Genomic DNA, 17689 nt, shown 5'->3' with positions numbered 1-17689 from the left:
GGGGCCCCACCGCAGGTGGGGAGGGGCAGCGCCCCTCCCCGCGGGACAGCGCGCGCCAGCGCGCGTGGGCCCCGCGGAGCCAGGGGTGGGGCCCCGGCGAGCTTCGCTCGACGGGGCGGGGGCGCAGCCCCCGTGTAAACATGGCTAAACGAGGGCGCGAGGCGCGACACCGAAGGTGTTCGCGAATCGCGAACCCTCGTTTAGCCGGGGCCGCTCTCCGTCGCCTCCGCCGCCTCGCGCGCGATCCCCTCGGGCCCGAGGCTCTTGTCCACGACCCGGTCCGCGCCGAGCGTCGCGAGCCGCTCGCGCGTCTCGTCGTCGAGCCGGCCCGAGGCGAGCACGACCGCGGGCCCCTCGTCGGGCGCGCGGCGCCGGATCTCCGCGAGCAGGTCCTCCCCGCCCATCCCCGGCATGATCAGGTCGGCGACCACGACGTCGAACTGGTCCTCGAGGGCGCGGAGCGCGGCGGGGCCGTCGGACGCCTCGGTGACCGAGAAGCCGCGCTCGCCGAGGGCGTCGGCGACGAGCCGTCGCGCGAGAACGCTGTCGTCCACGATCAGGGCGCGGCGCTGCGCGTGCGCGAGCTCGGAGATCTCCGCTCCGAGGGCGGCCTCGCGCGCGGGGTCGAGCTCGAACCGGACGCCCATCCCGCCGGCGCGCGCGTGCACGACGACCGCCGGCAGCACGAGCGCCCGCCCGCGAGGCAGGATCAGCTCGAGCTGCACCGAGGCCCCCGCGGGCCGAGGCCGGTCGGTCCGGACGAACGCGCCGCCCTGGGAGAGGTTCTCGACGTAGTCGGTGGTGAACTGCGCCTCCGTCGCGTACTCGAGCCGGACGCGGTCCCCCGGCTCCGTCACGCGCACCGCCAGGTTCACGTCGTAGCGCGGGCTGCGGCGCATCCCGCTGCCGAGGCGGAGGGCGAGGAGGGCGAGCAGGTCGGCCGACGGCGTGAGCAGCTCGAGGACGATCCCTGCCGAGGCGCCGTCCGGGCCGCCCTCCGGCGCGGCCGTCACGCGCGCCTCGCAGGAGCGGATCGCACCGCTCGCGCGGAACGCCATCGCCACCGTGTCGCCGACCGGCAACGGCCACTCGCTCGGCACGAAGAGCTCCCGGGCCTGCCCCTCGCTCGCGGCGACCTCGCCGCTCGCGTCGAGGTCCACCGTCATCACTGGGTGACGGCGGCCGACGAGCTCCGGCGCGGGCACCGCGCCGGCGACGAGCTCCGCCAGCGCCATCGGGACGCTCGCCGGCCAGAGCGCGCGGGCGGTGCGCTCGCACTGTCCGAGCAGCGCGTCCCGCCGCTCGTCGTCGAGGCCGCCGGGCTCGAGCTCGACCGCGCGCCCGAGCTCGCGCTGGGTCCAGAACGCGAGCCGCTGCCGGATGGCGTCGCCCGGCGCGCCCGGGCCGAAGCGGAGCAGCGCGAGCAGGACGTGGCCCGAAGGGCTGTACCCCGCGTCGCACTCCTCGAGCTCTCCCTCGCACAGCCTCGGCAAGGAGCAGATGAGCTCCGCCACGCGGCGGAGGCGATCTCCCTCCGCCGAGCCGAACACGACGAGCCACTCCGAGTCCACCGGTCACCTCCCGCCCGATCCCGGGCTCCAGCGTGGGTCCCCGGAGGAGCTCCATCGCAACCCGCGTGCCGCCTCGCGTGGCGCCCCGCGTCCCGCGCGAGCGGGACGAGCGCGCCGACGGGCGTCCCGTCCCCTCGGGACGCCTCCGGCGCGCCCGGCGGCCGCGGGGCTCGATCCCGAGCGGCGGCCGGGGTGGGAGGTCACGACCCTGGGTGAAACGCGCTCCGGGCGAGCGCGCGCAGTCAGAACCGGTGGAACCCGCGCTCGCTGTCCGCCGCCGCGGCGTCGGCATGCGCCGGGTACGTCAGCGGGTGGGGCAGCGACATCGGCGCGACCGGGTGCACCGGCGCCACGGCCTTCGGGACGCGGATCCGGTGGACGGCCGCGACCTGGGTCTCCTCCACCCGGAAGAAGTCCATGAGCTGCTGGAGCGACTCCGCCTGGGAGGACATCTCCTCGGCGGTGGACGACAGCTCCTCGGCCGCGGACGCGTTCCGCTGCGTGACCTCGTCCACGATGGCCATCGCCTTCGAGACCTGGCCGATGCCGGCGGACTGCTCCTGGCTGGCGGCCGCGACCTCCTGGACCAGGTCGGCGGTCTTGCGGATGGACGGCACCAGCGCCTCGATGAGCTGCCCGCTCCGCTCCGCCACCTTCACGCTGGTCCCGGCCCGCTCGCCGATCTCCTTCGCCGCCTTCTGGGACCGCTCCGCCAGCTTGCGGACCTCGGCCGCCACCACCGCGAACCCCTTGCCGTGCTCGCCGGCGCGGGCCGCCTCGATCGCCGCGTTGAGGGCGAGGAGGTTCGTCTGGTACGCGATCTCCTCGATGATCGAGGTCCGCTCGGCGATCTCCTTCATGGCCGAGACGGTCTCGGCGACGGCGCGGGCGCTCTCCGCGCCCTGCTCGGCGCCCTCCTTCGACATCCGCTCGGTCTGCCGCGCGTTCTCGGCGTTCTGCCCGATCGAGGCGTTCATCTCCTCGAGCGACGAGGTGGTCTCCTCGACGGAGGCGGCCTGCTCGCCGGTGCCCTGCGACAGCGCCTGCGAGGTCACCGACACCTGGCCCGCCGCCGCGGTCAGCGCGTCCGCGCCGCCGCGCACCTCGCCGATGACGCCGGTCAGCTTCTCGACCATCGCCTTCATGGCCGCGAACACCCCGGTGTCCCGGGCGAGCCCGGACTCCATCTTCACGGTGAGGTCGCCCTCCGCGATCCGGCGCGCCACCTCCGCGATGTAGGCCGGCTCGCCGCCGAGCTGCCGGGTGAGCCCGGTCGTGATCACCACCCCGAGCACGACGCCGGCGAGGACGCTCCCGACGATGAGGAGGACCATGTAGAACCGGCTCTGCCGGTAGAGCGCGAGGGTCTCCTCGTAGAACGCCTTGGCGTGCGTCTCCTTGATGTTCACGACGTCGGCGAGGGCGGCGTCGACCGCCGCGAGGGCCTCGTGCGCCGGCCCCATCGAGAGCTCGACCGCGGGACGATCGAGCTGGAGGCCTTCGGAGAGCGCCAGGTCCCGCACCTTCTTGCTGATGGGGAGGTAGGCGTCCCAGGCGCTGCGGGCCCGGGCCAGTGCGTCCTTCCCCTCCTGCGACCGGATGAGGGGCGCCGCGCTCTCGAAGGCCGCGAGCACCTTCCGCTCGCACGCGTCGTGCCGCTCGAGGAACTCGCGGCGCTGCGCCTCGCTCGAGGCGAGGAGCAGGTTCTTCTCCGCCCGCACCAGGGCCGAGATCTGGATGTCGGCCTCCTTCACGTACGAGAGGCCGAGGACCTCGCGCTCGTACATGTCGCCGGACAGCCCGCTCATGGTCGCCATGTTCTCGATGCCGGTGATGCCCACCACCGCGGTGATGGCGGCCATGAAGAGGAACACCGCGAGCAGCCGCGTCCGGACCTTGAGGTTGTTCAGCCAGGTCATGGTGCGTCTCCCTTCCGCTCGGCTCGCGCGTGCGCGGCTGGCGAGATCGAGAACCGGGCGTGCCCCCACGCGCCTTCGCGCCGATGGGCGGCTGCACCGGCGATGCCACGCGCGCCAGGGAGATGCCGCGGGACGCACGATGAGTCATCATCGCGTGCGACATCCTTGCACTTGCAAATGGTTGGCGAGCGTGGGCGGAAGATCCCGCTCCTCGTCGGGGACGGGCCGGTGCGCCACGTCCCGGGGGGTTCCGCCCGCCCCGGGGTCGTCACCGGACGCCGCGCGCGGCAGCGCGTGGGCGGCGCTGCGAGCGCGCGGGCAGCGGCCGCGGGCGCCCCGAAACGAAAGCGCCGCCCGGTCGCGTGACCGGACGGCGCGGAGACGACGAACGACCGAGGACGCTACTCGCCGCTGTACACGTGGGCGCTCGCGTCGGCGGTCGGGAGGAACTTCATCCCGAGGTAGGTGAACATCACCACCGAGAAGCCGAGGAGGCAGAGCCAGGCGGCGCGATCGCCGCGCCAGTTCCGGACGCGCCGCAGGTGCAGGTAGGCGCCGTAGACGAGCCAGGTCACGAGTGACCAGTTCTCCTTCGGGTCCCACACCCAGAAGTCGCCCCAGGCGCTCTTCGCCCAGACCGAGCCGACCAGGAGGCCGACGGTGAGGAGCACGAACCCGAACCGGACGAGCTCGTACGTCATCTTGTCGAGGTCGAGCGCCTCGCCGCTCAGGATCGTGCCCGCCTTCATCGAGACGATGCGCTGGACGAGCGGGACGCGCGGGGCGAGGAGCTGGATCGCCGCGAGCCCGGCCGCGAGGCCGACCGCCGCGTAGCCCACGAAGTAGACGACCACGTGCGGCACGAACCAGGCGGACTGGAGCGCCGGCGGGAGCTTCACGATCTCCGCGTCCCACTTCGAGAGCGCGTACCCGATGATCCCGAGGGAGAGGAGCATCGCCATCGCGCCGAACACGCGCGTCCGGTAGAGCCGCTCCCACACGAGGTACACGACGCCGGTGGTGAACGCGAAGAACACCAGCGACTCGAACAGCGACTTGAACGGCGCGCGGTCGGCCTCGATCCAGCGCTGGACGATGAGGCCGAGGTTGGCGAGGAGCGCCACGCACATCAGCGCGGTGCCGACGCGGCCCACCAGCGCCTTCGTGGACCTCCAGGCGGCCGCGTAGAAGGCCATCGCGGCGGCGTACAGCGCGCCGGTGGCGACGAAGAACGGGTGCTCGGCGAGGACGTACTGGAGCATGTCAGGGATCTCCTACGCGGCCCGGGCGGTGGTGGACGCGGCCGCGGCGGCGGCGGACTTGCGGGCCTTGAGCCGCGGCTCGACGTAGAACATGTAGGCGACGCCCACGCTGATGAGGAAGAAGCCGGTGAAGACCCACGGGACGCCCGGGTCGTGCACCGCCTCGAGGCCGCTCATCATGTGGCCGGGCCCGCCGGCCGGCTGGTACGAGTTCTGGTAGAAGGTCCAGCCGAAGACGGTGAGCGGGGCGTTCACCGTGGCGATCCCGGTGCGGGTCTCGCCGTTGCGCGTCACCGTCACGTGCGAGGTGTACGCCTTCGCCTCCTCCTCGCGCTTCTCGAACAGCAGCGCCGAGCGCGGGGGCTGGACCAGCAGCCACTGCGGGCGCGACGCGAGCACCAGCTCCTCGCGCGTCTGGCCGTTCACGGTCCACTCGACCAGCGCCGCGGGGTTCCGCCACTGGTTCGACAGGGTGCCGTGCTCGATGCCCGTCGGCCGCGCGACGCGAGCGTAGTCCGGGTACCAGGCCTTCACGCGGAAGGTGTCGCCCCCCGGGAGCACGTGCTTCGAGGTGTCGGGCTTCTGGCAGCGGGCGCCGTCCGCGCAGGCGTCGAAGCTGGTCTTGAGCCGGGTCGCCATCACCTCGCGCCCCTGCTCGTCGCGGCCCGGCTCGGCGACGTAGAAGCCGATCCGGTACTCGGAGGCGTACCGATCGAGGTCGAACTTGTCGAGCCGGATGTCGAACCCGAGCGGCGCCGGCTGCCCCGCGGTCGGCCCCTTCTCGACCATCACCGCGCTGGCGGAGTCCCCGCCCTCCGGCAGCCAGATCATCCCGCGGCGCGCGAGCAGCGTGGACGCGCCCGCGCCGACGAGCGAGGTGAGGAGGCCGACGTGGGCGATGAAGAACCCGGCGTTGCGGGCCTTCACCGGCCAGCGCAGCGTCGCCGACGAGATCACCGCGGCGACGAAGAGCGCCATGACGAGCGCGAAGGGCAGGCCGTGGAAGATGTCGTCGAGCCGGAGCGCGACGATGATCGCTCCGAACCCGCCGTAGCGGGTGGCGTACTCCTCGGGCGGCTTGCCCTGGAGGATGAGGGTCCCGCCGATCGCCATCACGGCGAGGACCACGAGCAGGGTGGAGGTGAACCGGAACCCGGACAGCGTGGCCCGCAGGCGTCCCGGCGCCAGCAGCGAGACGACGATCAGCACCGCGCCGGCGAGCACGCTCGCGGCGACGAGGGTCACGGGGCCCGGCGGGATGAAGACCTGCAGCACCATGCCGAGCAGGACCGCCGCCGTGACCAGGATCGCGGTCACCCGGACCTCGAGGTCGGTGGCCGAGCCCGCGGCGGGTGCCCCGGCCGCCGGGGGTGGAGATGATGCGTTCGAGTTCAAGTTGTGACCTCCGTGACGGCCCCGTCGAGCAAGCGGCGTGCCCTGCGGAAGGCGTCCAAGCTCATGTGATCGATGACAACCCGACGCTCCACTCGCCCGGAACCCCGCAGGAAAAGCAGAGCGGGGGAGGGGCGGCGCAAACGCTGCGCGGCGGAAGGTCCCGGCCCGGGCACGGACGCGAAGGTAACCGATCGCCCGGGTATCCCCTTCCCCGAAGGCATGCGGCATGTGCCCGCAGGGGCCCTGTGAGCCGGAGGGAGGGCCAGCCATGAGGGACCATGGCCGACCGACGACCGACCTCACCGACCGTGGCCGGCCACGCCCCCAGGGCGGAGGGGATCACGGTCCGCGGGCGTGCGGCGGAGGGGATCACGGTCCGCGGGCGTGCCGCGTCGCCGTCACGGTGGGACGATCGGGTCTATCCGCGGATCGAGCGCGTCGAGGGTGCACAGCTCGGGCGACTTGTCGGGCCGGAGCCGCACGAACCGCGCGCCGTGGCGGAGCCGCCCCTCGGATGCGTGCCGGTACGACACCTCCACGACCACCGTCGGCGCGACGGGCGTCCACTCGGTCGAGCGGTCGCGCGCCCAGCGCGACGGGCCGCCCGGCGCCGCTCCGGTGAAGCCGAGCCCCGCGTGGCGCGCCGCGTCGCTCGCGGGATCCGAGAGCGGCGCGAGGAGGCGCGCGAACGCCTCCCGGTCGCGATGGGCGAGGGTGGTATGGCCGACGTACTGGAGCCGCCCCGCCTCGTCGAGCAGGCCGAGGAGGAGGGACGCGGGCGGTCCGCCCTCCTGCCCGCGGCGGAAGCCGCCCACCACCGCGTCGAGCGTCTCCTCGCGCTTCACCTTCACCATGTCGCGCGCGCCGGCCCGGTACGGATGGCCGAGCGGCTTCGCCACGACGCCGTCCGTCCCCGCGACGCCGTGGAGCCAGGCCTCGGCGTCGCTGCGCAGCCGGCTCGCCGGCGACAGCACGAAGGCGGTCGGGAGCCGCCCGATGATCCGCTCGAGGACGGACCGGCGGACCTCGATCGGCTCGCCGGTGAGGTCCCTCCCGTCGGGGCCGACGAGCAGGTCGAACACGACGAACCGGGCCGGCGTCTCCGCGGCGAGGCGCCGGACGCGGGACGCGGCGGGGTGGATCCGCTGGAGGAGCGCCTCGAACGACGAGCCGCCCTCCGTCGGGATCACGATCTCCCCGTCGAGCACGAGCGAGTGGAAGGGGATCGCCTCGACCGCCTCGACCAGCTCCGGGAAGTAGCGGCCGAGCGGCTGGCCGGCCTTCGACTGGAGCGCCGCCCGGGCGCCCTGGACGAACACGAGGCACCGGAAGCCGTCCCACTTCGGCTCGAACTGCCAGTCGCCGGCGGCGGGCAGCGCCTCCGCGAGCCGCGCCTCCATCGGCGGGAACGGCGGCCGGATCGGCAGATCGAGCTGTGGCCACTCCACTGCGAGCCCCCGGATCGATGTTGGAGTCCGCCTCTCGCGCGCGCAACCGGCCGAGGGGTTGCCCAAAAACGAGGCAGCAAGCCCAAAAACCGTGCAGTGACCGGGGCTTGACGATGAAGGGGCAGGTTGGCAAAACTGACCCTTCCATGTTCGAAGACGAGTCGTGCGCGCGTCCGTGGCGTGGACGCGGCGCCCGCGGGTCCGGCGAGGCGGATCCGTGGAACGCAGGGTGATCCATCCCGAACAGCCCTCGATGGCATCGGCCGAGCGCGAACCTCGCGCGCGGTCGCGGCCCGCTTTCCACGAAGGACGACGGTGAAGATGATCGAGACTGGATATCCCCCGCGGCAGGGCCTCTACGATCCGCACGACGAGAAGGACGCCTGCGGGTTCGGCTTCGTGGCCGACATCAAGGGCCGCGCCTCCCACCAGATCGTGGAGCAGGCGCTCCAGGTGCTCGTGAACCTCGAGCACCGCGGCGCGGCCGGCGCCGAGAAGAACACCGGCGACGGCGCGGGCCTGCTCGTCCAGACGCCGCACGCGTTCCTCGCCGCCGAGGCGGCGAAGCTCGGCGTGAAGCTCCCGGGGCCGGGCGAGTACGCCGCCGGGATGGTGTTCCTGCCGCCGAACGAGGCGGGGCGCGACGCGTGCGTGCGGGCGTTCGAGGAGGTGGTCCGCGGCGAGGGGCAGCGGGTCCTCGGCTGGCGCGACGTCCCCACCGACAACGCCTCCCTCGGCCCGACCGCCCGCGCGAGCCAGCCCGTCATCCGTCAGATCTTCGTCGGCCGCGGCCCGGACGTCCCCGATGCCGCCGCGTTCGAGCGCAAGCTCTACGCGGTCCGCCGCCTCGTCGAGAAGCGGATCTCCCGCTCGGCGATCCCGGGGCGGACGCACTTCTACGTCCCGTCGCTCTCGTACAAGACCCTGGTCTACAAGGGGATGCTGAACGCCGGGCAGCTCCGCGAGTTCTACCTCGACCTCGCCCAGCCCGCGATCGCGACGGGCCTCGCGATGGTGCACTCGCGGTTCTCGACGAACACGTTCCCGTCGTGGTCGCGCGCGCACCCGTACCGCTACATCTCGCACAACGGCGAGATCAACACGCTGCGGGGCAACGTCAACTGGATGCACGCGCGCCAGTCGATGATGCGCTCGAAGCTCTTCGGCGACGATCTCGGGAAGATCCTCACGGTCGTCGACACCGAGGGCTCCGACTCGGCGATGTTCGACAACGTGCTCGAGCTGCTCACGCTCTCGGGCCGCGAGCTGCCGCACGCCATCATGATGATGGTGCCGGAGCCGTGGAGCCGCGACGCGACGATGAGCCCGAGCAAGCGGGCGTTCTACGAGTTCCACTCCTGCCTGATGGAGCCGTGGGACGGCCCGGCGTCCATCGCGTTCACCGACGGCATCCGGGTCGGCGCGGTGCTCGACCGCAACGGCCTGCGCCCCAGCCGCTACTACGTGACGAAGGACGACCTCGTCGTCATGGCGTCCGAGGTCGGCGTCCTCGACATCCCGCCCGAGCGGATCCTCACCAAGGGCCGGCTCCAGCCCGGGCGCCTCTTCCTCGTGGACACGCAGGCGGGGCGGATCGTCTCGGACGACGAGCTGAAGGAGCGGATCGCCGAGGAGCACCCGTACGCCGAGTGGCTCTCGCAGTACACCGTGCGGCTCGACGAGCTGCCGAAGCCGGCGCGCGTCATCGAGCCGGACCACGAGACGGTGCTCCGGCGGCAGGAGGTCTTCGGCTACACCGCCGAGGACGTGAAGATGCTCATCACGCCCATGGCGTCCGACGGCGCGGAGCCGATCGGCTCGATGGGCACCGACACGCCGCTCGCGGTCCTGTCGGACAAGCCGCAGCCGCTCTTCAACTACTTCAAGCAGCTCTTCGCGCAGGTCACGAACCCGCCGGTGGACGCGATCCGCGAGGAGATCATCATGGCGGTGGAGACCGCCGTCGGCCCGGAGGGCAACCTCCTCGAGCCGACCGCGGAGTCCGCGCGCCAGCTCGCGCTGCCCACCCCGGTGATCCGCAACGAGGAGCTCGAGAAGATCCGCGCCCTCGACGGCGGCGCCGCCTCGAAGGGGCTCCGGGCGGTGACGCTCCCGATCCTGTTCCGCGCCAGCGGCGGCGGGGCCGCGCTCCGCAAGGCGATCGAGGACGTCCGCGCCAAGGCCTCGGAGTGCATCTCCGAGGGGGCGAACATCATCATCCTCTCCGACCGCGGCCACGACGCCGACGACGCGCCCATCCCGTCGCTCCTCGCGGTCTCCGCGGTGCACCACCACCTCATCCGCGAGGGGACCCGCACCCGCATCGGCCTCATCCTCGAGTCCGGCGAGCCGCGCGAGGTGCACCACTTCGCGCTCCTCGTGGGCTACGGCGCCTCCGCGGTGAACCCGTACCTCGCGTTCGAGACCATCCACGACCAGGTGCAGCAGGGGCTCATCCCCGGCCCGGCCCAGGAGGCCGAGAAGAAGTACGTGAAGGCCGTGAACAAGGGGATCGTGAAGGTGATCTCCAAGATGGGGATCAGCACGGTCCAGAGCTACCACGGCGCGCAGGTGTTCGAGGCCATCGGCCTGAACCAGGACTTCATCGACGAGTACTTCACCTGGACCGCGACGCGCGTCGGCGGCGTGGGCATCGACGTCGTGGCGAAGGAGGCGCGGCTCCGCAACGAGCGCGGCTTCCCGCCGAAGCGGCCCATCTACCACACGAGCCTCCCCGCCGGCGGCCAGTACAAGTACCGGGCGGGCGGCGAGTACCACCTGTTCAACCCGGAGACGATCCACAAGCTCCAGTACGCGTGCCGCTCCGGCGACTACAAGCTGTTCAAGGAGTACACCGCGCTCGTAGACAACCAGTCGCGGACCCTGGCGACGCTGCGCGGCCTCATGGACCTCCTCCCCGGCACGCGGCCGGTGCCCATCGACGAGGTCGAGCCGGTCGAGTCGATCATGCGCCGCTTCAAGACCGGCGCGATGAGCTACGGGTCGATCTCGAAGGAGGCGCACGAGGCGCTCGCCGTCGCGATGAACCGCATCGGCGGCAAGTCGAACACCGGCGAGGGCGGCGAGGACCCGGCGCGCTACGAGGCGCTGCCGAACGGCGACTCGAAGAACTCCGCGATCAAGCAGGTCGCCTCCGGCCGGTTCGGGGTGACGAGCGACTACCTCGTCCACGCCCGCGAGCTGCAGATCAAGATGGCGCAGGGCGCGAAGCCCGGCGAGGGCGGCCAGCTCCCCGGCGGGAAGGTCTACCCCCCGATCGCCAAGGTCCGGCACTCCACGCCGGGCGTGGGGCTCATCTCGCCGCCCCCGCACCACGACATCTACTCGATCGAGGACCTGGCGCAGCTCATCCACGACCTGAAGAACGCGAACCACCGGGCGCGCATCAGCGTGAAGCTCGTGGCCGAGGTCGGCGTCGGCACCATCGCCGCCGGCGTCGCCAAGGCTCACGCCGACGTGGTGCTGATCTCGGGACACGACGGCGGCACGGGCGCCTCGCCGCTCACCTCGATCAAGCACGCGGGCATCCCCTGGGAGCTCGGCCTCGCCGAGACGCACCAGGTGCTGGTGATGAACGACCTGCGCTCGCGCATCGTCGTCGAGGTGGACGGGCAGCTCAAGACCGGCCGCGACGTGGTGATCGGCGCGCTCCTCGGCGCCGAGGAGTTCGGCTTCGCCACCGCGCCGCTCGTCGTGCTCGGCTGCATCATGATGCGCGCCTGCCACCTCAACACCTGCCCGGTGGGCGTCGCGACCCAGGATCCCCGGCTCCGCGCCCGGTTCACCGGGGACCCGGCCCACGTCGTGAACTTCATGCGGTTCATCGCGCAGGAGGTCCGCGAGTACATGGCCGAGCTCGGGTACCGCACCATCGACGAGATGGTGGGCCGGTCCGAGCGGATCGAGATGCGCCGGGCGATCGACCACTGGAAGGCCCGGAACCTCGACTTCAGCCGGATCCTCTTCAAGCCGACGGTGCCGAAGCACTACGGGCGGACCTGCCAGATCCCGCAGGACCACGGCATCGACAAGACGCTCGACGCGACGGTGCTCCTCGACCTCGCGAAGCCGGCGCTCGACGCGAAGCAGCCGGTCCGGGCGACGCTGCCCATCCGGAACACGAACCGCGTGGTGGGCACGATGACCGGCTCGGAGGTCACGCGCCGCTACGGCGCGGCGGGCCTGCCGGACGACACCATCCACTTCCACTTCAAGGGCTCGGCGGGCCAGTCCTTCGGCGCGTTCATCCCGACCGGGATGACCCTCGTCCTCGAGGGCGACTCGAACGACTACTGCGGCAAGGGGCTCTCCGGCGGGCGCATCGTGGTGTTCCCGCCGCCGGAGGCGACCTTCGTCCCCGAGGAGAACATCATCGTCGGGAACGTCGCCCTCTACGGCGGCACGGGCGGCCAGGCGTTCATCCGCGGCCTCGCCGGCGAGCGGTTCGCCGTCCGGAACTCCGGCGTCTCGGCGGTGGTCGAGGGCGTCGGGGACCACGGCTGCGAGTACATGACCGGCGGCAAGGTCGTCGTGCTCGGGTCGACGGGCCGGAACTTCGCGGCGGGCATGTCGGGCGGCGTCGCCTACGTGCTCGACGTGGACGGGCAGTTCGCGTCGCGCTGCAACACGCAGCTCGTCGGCCTCGAGCCGCTCGAGGACCCGGCGGAGATCGCCGAGGTGAAGGCCCTCGTGGAGCAGCACGTGGCGCTCACCGGGAGCGCCTACGCGCGCCGCCTGCTCTCCCACTGGCGCGGCACGCTGGCGAAGATCGTGCGGGTGATGCCGCACGACTACCGCCGCGTGCTCGAGGCGCAGGCGCGGATGCGCGAGAAGGGGCTCTCGCGGGAGGAGGCGGAGCTCGCGGCGTTCGAGGAGAACACGCACGCCGCGGCGCGCGTGGGCGGCAACTAACTTCGACCTCGGCGCGCCCCGCGCGCCGACGCTCAGCGCACTCGGAACGATATGGGAAAGCCGACCGGATTCATGGAGTACCCGCGGGAGCCGAAGCACGAGCGGGCTCCCCTCGAGCGGATCAAGGACTGGAAGGAGGACCACCCTCCGTACTCGGAGGAGACCCTCCGCCAGCAGGGCGCCCGCTGCATGGACTGCGGGATCCCGTTCTGCCACTCGGGCAAGCTCATCGCCGGCATGGCGTCGGGCTGCCCGGTGAACAACCTGATCCCCGAGTGGAACGACCTCGTCTACCGCGGCCTGTGGGAGGAGGCGTACATCCGCCTCGCCAAGACGAACAACTTCCCCGAGTTCACCGGGCGCGTCTGCCCCGCGCCGTGCGAGGGGAGCTGCACGCTCGGCATCAACGACCCGCCGGTCACGATCAAGATGATCGAGCAGGAGATCGTCGACCACGCGTTCGCGAAGGGCTACGTGAAGCCGCAGCCGCCGTCGGTCCGCACCGGCAAGCGGGTCGCGGTGATCGGCTCCGGCCCGTCGGGCCTCGCCTGCGCGCAGCAGCTCAACAAGGCCGGCCACGCCGTGACGGTGTTCGAGCGGGCGGACCGGATCGGCGGGCTGCTCATGTACGGCATCCCGAACATGAAGCTCGACAAGCGGGTGGTCGAGCGCCGCGTGAAGCTGATGGCGGACGAGGGGGTCCGCTTCGTCACCGAGACCGAGATCGGCAAGCACATCCCCGCCGACCGGCTCCCGCGGGACTACGACGCGGTGGTCCTCTGCGGCGGCGCCACCCAGGCGCGCGACCTGCCCATCGAGGGGCGGAGCCTGCAGGGCATCCACCTCGCGATGGACTTCCTCCGCGCGAACACGAAGTCGCTCCTCGACTCGAACCACGCCGACGGGCAGTACATCTCCGCGAAGGGGAAGCACGTCGTGGTGATCGGCGGCGGCGACACCGGCACGGACTGCGTGGGCACCGCGATCCGCCACGGCGCGACGAGCGTCACCCAGCTCGAGATCCTCGCCCGGCCGCCCGATGAGCGCGCGCCGAACAACCCGTGGCCGCAGTGGCCGAAGGTCCTGAAGACCGACTACGGCCAGCAGGAGGCGAAGGCGGTCTTCGGCCACGACCCGCGCCGCTTCTGCGCCCTCACGAAGCGCTTCCTCGGCGGCGGCAGCGGGAGCGTGAAGGAGCTGCACCTCGTCGAGGTGGAGTGGACGAAGGGCCCGGACGGCCGCTTCGGGCCGAAGGAGATCCCGGGCACCGACCGGATCATCGCCGCGGACCTCGTGCTGCTCGCCCTCGGCTTCGTCGGCCCCGAGAAGCCGCTCCTCCAGCAGCTCGGGGTGAAGCTCGACGATCGCGGCAACGTGTGGACCGACGAGCACAAGATGACGAGCGTGCCCGGCATCTTCGCCGCCGGCGACATGGCCCGGGGGCAGTCGCTCGTGGTGTGGGCGATCCGCGAGGGGCGCCAGGCGGCCCAGGCGGTGGACCGGTACCTCTCGTACGGCGAGACCGTCCTCCCGCCGTAGCGCCGCGAGCGGCGCGGCCGGGCCCGAGCGGCCCGGCCTCGCCGCCACCCCGCCGCCACCTCACGCGTGCACGCGCCGCGGGGGCACGAGGTGCTGCCAGCGGTGCGCGCGATCGCGGGCGGCGCCCGGCCGCCGCGTCACGATGGGGAGCACCATCGAGACGAGCAGCATGATCGCGATGACGGGGAGCGCGCCGGAGAACGTCCCCGTCACGTCCTTCACCCGCGCGACGAAGATCGGCCCGACGATCCCCCCCACGCCCCAGGCGAGGAGGATCCACCCGTAGTTCACGCCCATGTACTTCGTGCCGAAGTAGTCGGCGGTGAAGGACGGCATCGTCCCGAAGCCCCCGCCGTAGTCGAGGAGCACGATCGCGAAGAGCGTCGCGACCGCCGGGAGCGCGTGGATCCCGCCCACCACGAAGAAGATCACCACCTGCGTCCCGTAGATGAGGACGTAGGCGAGGTTCCGGCCGAGCAGGTCGGAGAGCGCCCCCCAGAAGAACCGGCCGAGCCCGTTGAAGAGCGCGATGAAGCCGTACACCGCGAGCGCCGTCCCGGGCTCGACCCCGGTCAGCTCGCGCATGATGGGCACGGCGTTCGAGATGAACAGGATCCCGGCGGTGACGTTCAGGAAGAGCATCGCCCAGAGCGCCCAGAACTGCGGCGTGCGGAGCGCCTCCGACGGCGGGTAGTCGCGGGCGGCCGCGACGGTGGCGGCCGGCGCGGTCGCCTGCGCCGGGGCGCCCGCGGCGACCGGGTTCCGGACCAGCGAGGCGCAGAGCCCGCCGACGACGGCGAAGATCACGCCCGACCAGAAGAAGGTCCGCATGAGCGTCGAGGTCGAGCCGGCGGAGAGCGTCGCCGTGGAGCCGCCGGCGCGCGCCGCGAGCACCTGGCCCGCCTCCCTCGAGACCGCGGCGAACGGGGGGATCGCCTTCAGGACGTTGTTGTAGACGAACGCGCCGAGCCCGAAGCCCATCACCACCATGCCGCTGCCGAAGCCGCGCCGCTCCGGGAACCACTTCGTCACCGCCGCGACGGGCGTGACGTACCCCAGGCCGAGCCCCAGCCCGCCGAGGACGCCGTAGGTCGCGTAGATCCAGGGCGCGCCGAGCCGGGCCGTGCCGAGGCCGGCCAGGATGTTGCCGACGCCCCACAGGACGACGCCGGTGATCGCCACCCGCCGCGGGCCGCGCCGGTCCTGCCAGCGCCCGCCGATGATCGCGCCGACCCCGAGGAAGAAGATGGCCAGGGCGAAGGCCCAGGTGGTGGTCGAGTTGGACCACCGGAAGGCCGCGACGAGCGGCTCGGTGAAGAGGCTCCACGAGTAGACGGTCCCGAGGCACACCATCGCGATGGTGCCCGCGACCGCGATCACCCAGCGATTCGACGTCATGTCGATCCCCCTCCCCGAGGCGGGCCCCCCGGGCTAGCCGCCGATGCCGCGCATCGGCAGCAGCACCAGCCCCGCGCCCGCCTCCTCCATGTGATGCCGCGGCGCCTTCCGCGCGAGCGCGCCGCGCACCGCGGCCACGACCGCGGCGTCGTCCGCCCCGGCGCGCAGCAGGGCTCTCAGATCTGGCCGGTCGTGCCCGCCCAGGCAGGCCTGGAACCCGCCGTCGGCGGTCACGCGCGCGCGGTTGCAGCCCTCGCAGAAGTTCTCCGTCATCGCCCCGATGAACCCGACGAGCCCCTCGCGGCCGTCCCGGTCGCGCGCCCGCATGTGCCGCGCCGGGCCCCAGCCGCGCCAGGGGTCGGGGGTGAGCGCGAAGCCCTCCGCCCCGAGCCGCCCGCGGACCTCGGCGAGCGGCACCGGCGCGCCGCCGCCGAAGGGCATCTGCTCGATGAAGCGCGGCAGCGCCCCGCGATCCCAGGCGTAGCGGACCAGCGCTGCGAGCTCGTCCTCGTTCACCCCGCGCATGACCACCGTGTTGAGCTTGAGCGAGCGGAAGCGGCCGGCCGCCGCGTCGAGGCCCGCGAGGATCCGCTCGAGCCGCGCGCCCCTCCCCGAGACCCCGTGCAGCCGCTCGGGCCGCAGGGTGTCGAGCGACACGTTGAGCGCGCCGAGCCCCGCCCGCACGAGGGGGCCGACCAGCTCGTCCAGGCGGTGGCCGTTGGTGGTGAGGGCGACGTCCTCGACGCCAGGCGTGGCGGCCGCGTCCGCGACGATCTCCACCACGTCCTTGCGGAGGGTGGGCTCGCCGCCGGTGAGCCGGATCCGGCGGACCCCGAGGCCGGCGAAGAGCCGGACGAGGTGCGCGAGCTCGGCGCGGGAGAGCAGGCCGTCGGCGGCCTCGTGCTCCGCCGGCGAGCAGTACGTGCAGCGGAAGTTGCACCGATCCGTGAGCGAGATCCGCAGGTAGCGGATCAGCCGGCCCTGGGCGTCGGCCAGCGCGTCGTCGGCCCCGCGGGCGGGGGCCGCGGAGGCGTCAGGGAGCGGCTCCATGCTGCGACGACTCCTTCCCGGTCGCGTCGACGCCGGGGATCGACGGCATCGCGGGGGCGGCCTCCCCGGGGGCGGCCTCCTCCTTCCTAGCGAGCTCGGCCGCGCCGCGCCCGGCCCGCTGCATCTCGAAGGTGGCGTGCGGATCGCGCGCGGAGGCCCGGCCCGCGGCGACGACGCCGAGGCGGATCGCCAGCGTGCCGGCGAGCGCGAGCCCGCCGGAGGCGGCCCGGCGGAGCCTCGATCCGCGCCCCGGCAGCAGGTCCAGGAGCGCCGAGGCGGCGAGCAGGGTGCGCGCCGCGGCGAGGAGCGCGCCGCCGCGGCCCGTCCGCAGCGCCCGCTCGACGCGCGGTACGATCCGCGCCTCGCGGTGCAGCGCCCTCGAGAGGGCGAGCTCGCCGCCCTTCGCCACGAGGCCGAAGCGGTGCGCCATCTCCCCGCCGGCGCCCGGCGTCCCCCAGAGGTCGAGGAGCCCCCCGGCGCTCACCGCGCCGGAGAAGGCGAACAGGATCGGCAGCGTGTTGCGGGTCTGCTGCCACACCGGGACGGCGGTGTTCGCGATGAGGACCCCGGTGTACCCGACGAGCGGCAGGCCGAGGGCGGCCGCGCCGTAGGCCGCCACGTCCGCCGCAGGGGCGAGCGCGGCGGCGCCGGGCGCGAGCGCGGGCAGCGCCGCGAGGCCGGCGCAGGCGCCGAAGGCAGAGAGGATCCAGGTGCCCATGTTCATGGGCGAGGTCGGCCGGAACACCCGGAGCATGCCGAGGAACCGGCCCGGGCGCCCCAGGTCCTTGACGAGGAGCGCGGCGGAGAGCGCCGCGCCGCCGGCCGCGACGAGGCGGCAGCGGCGCACGAGCGTCCCGGTGCCGCGCCCGCCCGCGAGGGTGGCGGCGGCGCCGAGCACCGCCGTCGCGCCGGCGAGGCCGCCGGTGAAGAAGTACGTCGGGATCTCCCACCCCCACACCGGCTCCTTCAGCACCGGCAGGCCGTGGTACGAGGGCCCCTCCTCGATCCACGGCGCCGCCTCCTGCGCCGGCGTGGGCCGCTCCGGCTCGCGGCGCGGCGCCGGCGCGCGCGCGCGGACCCGCTGCGCGGCGGCCTCGCCGAGGAGCGCGCCCACCCGCGGGTCGATGTCCCGGCGGTCCCGGCTCGCCTGCGCCTCCTGGAGCGGATCCAGCATC

At 73.1% G+C, this 17689-nt stretch carries 10 protein-coding genes; 2 read left to right on the top strand and 8 right to left on the bottom strand.

Features of this window, described 5'->3' with window-relative positions; genetic code table 11:
* Positions 1 to 200 precede the first annotated feature (200 nt).
* The 5 genes from MNZ27_RS24025 to MNZ27_RS12005 all read right to left on the bottom strand — a co-directional run bounded on the left by MNZ27_RS24025 (position 201) and on the right by MNZ27_RS12005 (position 7595).
* A complete protein-coding gene (locus MNZ27_RS24025; protein WP_242394318.1) occupies positions 201 to 1571 on the bottom strand; it encodes a response regulator in 1371 nt (456 codons plus the stop codon).
* Positions 1572 to 1813: 242 nt separating this feature from the next.
* On the bottom strand, positions 1814 to 3490 hold the full coding sequence (locus MNZ27_RS12020; RefSeq protein ID WP_242394317.1) for a methyl-accepting chemotaxis protein: 1677 nt from the start codon (positions 3488 to 3490) through the stop codon (positions 1814 to 1816).
* 401 nt (positions 3491 to 3891) lie between these two features.
* Complete coding sequence (gene ccsB / locus MNZ27_RS12015) at positions 3892 to 4752, bottom strand: c-type cytochrome biogenesis protein CcsB (RefSeq protein WP_242394316.1); 861 nt, start codon at positions 4750 to 4752, stop codon at positions 3892 to 3894.
* 12 nt (positions 4753 to 4764) lie between these two features.
* Entirely contained in the window at positions 4765 to 6069 is a 1305-nt protein-coding gene (locus MNZ27_RS12010) for a cytochrome c biogenesis protein ResB (RefSeq protein WP_242394315.1), read from the bottom strand.
* A gap of 476 nt (positions 6070 to 6545) precedes the next feature.
* On the bottom strand, positions 6546 to 7595 hold the full coding sequence (locus MNZ27_RS12005) for an ATP-dependent DNA ligase (protein WP_242394314.1): 1050 nt from the start codon (positions 7593 to 7595) through the stop codon (positions 6546 to 6548).
* Between the two features lie 321 nt (positions 7596 to 7916).
* Between MNZ27_RS12005 and gltB the strand changes: the two genes are divergently transcribed.
* Both gltB and MNZ27_RS11995 read left to right on the top strand, forming a co-directional pair.
* A complete protein-coding gene (gene gltB, locus MNZ27_RS12000; protein WP_242394313.1) occupies positions 7917 to 12527 on the top strand; it encodes a glutamate synthase large subunit in 4611 nt (1536 codons plus the stop codon).
* Positions 12528 to 12578: 51 nt separating this feature from the next.
* Positions 12579 to 14066 carry a glutamate synthase subunit beta gene (locus MNZ27_RS11995; RefSeq protein WP_242394312.1) on the top strand — a complete coding sequence of 496 codons (1488 nt, stop codon included), beginning with the start codon at positions 12579 to 12581 and terminating at the stop codon, positions 14064 to 14066.
* Between the two features lie 60 nt (positions 14067 to 14126).
* On the opposite strand, the gene MNZ27_RS11990 is transcribed toward MNZ27_RS11995, so the two are convergent.
* From MNZ27_RS11990 to nrfD, 3 genes are read right to left on the bottom strand one after another with little or no spacing between them, the layout of a single operon-like run.
* Entirely contained in the window at positions 14127 to 15464 is a 1338-nt protein-coding gene (locus MNZ27_RS11990; RefSeq protein WP_242394311.1) for an OFA family MFS transporter, read from the bottom strand.
* A gap of 33 nt (positions 15465 to 15497) precedes the next feature.
* Positions 15498 to 16514 (bottom strand): GTP 3',8-cyclase MoaA, encoded by a 1017-nt coding sequence (gene moaA / locus MNZ27_RS11985; protein ID WP_242394310.1) that lies wholly within the window; start codon positions 16512 to 16514, stop codon positions 15498 to 15500.
* Positions 16498 to 17688, bottom strand: a complete 1191-nt coding sequence (gene nrfD / locus MNZ27_RS11980) for an NrfD/PsrC family molybdoenzyme membrane anchor subunit (RefSeq protein WP_242394309.1) — start codon at positions 17686 to 17688, stop codon at positions 16498 to 16500. Before nrfD ends, moaA begins: the two co-directional genes overlap by 17 nt.
* Between the last annotated feature and the right edge of the window lies 1 nt (position 17689).

Origin of the sequence: Anaeromyxobacter oryzisoli (assembly GCF_022690765.1) — a bacterium.
Classification (GTDB): Bacteria; Myxococcota; Myxococcia; order Myxococcales; family Anaeromyxobacteraceae; genus Anaeromyxobacter; species Anaeromyxobacter oryzisoli.
Note: the sequence above shows the minus strand (reverse complement) of the source record. Positions and strands in the feature narration are given on the sequence as shown.

Excerpts from the sequence above, each read along its gene's own strand:
- nrfD (WP_242394309.1), bottom strand. The coding sequence starts at position 17,688 with ATGCTGGATCCGCTCCAGGAGGCGCAGGCGAGCCGGGACCGCCGGGAC.
- MNZ27_RS11990 (WP_242394311.1), bottom strand. The coding sequence starts at position 15,464 with ATGACGTCGAATCGCTGGGTGATCGCGGTCGCGGGCACCATCGCGATG.
- ccsB (WP_242394316.1), bottom strand. The coding sequence starts at position 4,752 with ATGCTCCAGTACGTCCTCGCCGAGCACCCGTTCTTCGTCGCCACCGGC.
- moaA (WP_242394310.1), bottom strand. The coding sequence starts at position 16,514 with ATGGAGCCGCTCCCTGACGCCTCCGCGGCCCCCGCCCGCGGGGCCGAC.
- gltB (WP_242394313.1), top strand. The coding sequence starts at position 7,917 with ATGATCGAGACTGGATATCCCCCGCGGCAGGGCCTCTACGATCCGCAC.
- MNZ27_RS11995 (WP_242394312.1), top strand. The coding sequence starts at position 12,579 with ATGGGAAAGCCGACCGGATTCATGGAGTACCCGCGGGAGCCGAAGCAC.
- MNZ27_RS12020 (WP_242394317.1), bottom strand. The coding sequence starts at position 3,490 with ATGACCTGGCTGAACAACCTCAAGGTCCGGACGCGGCTGCTCGCGGTG.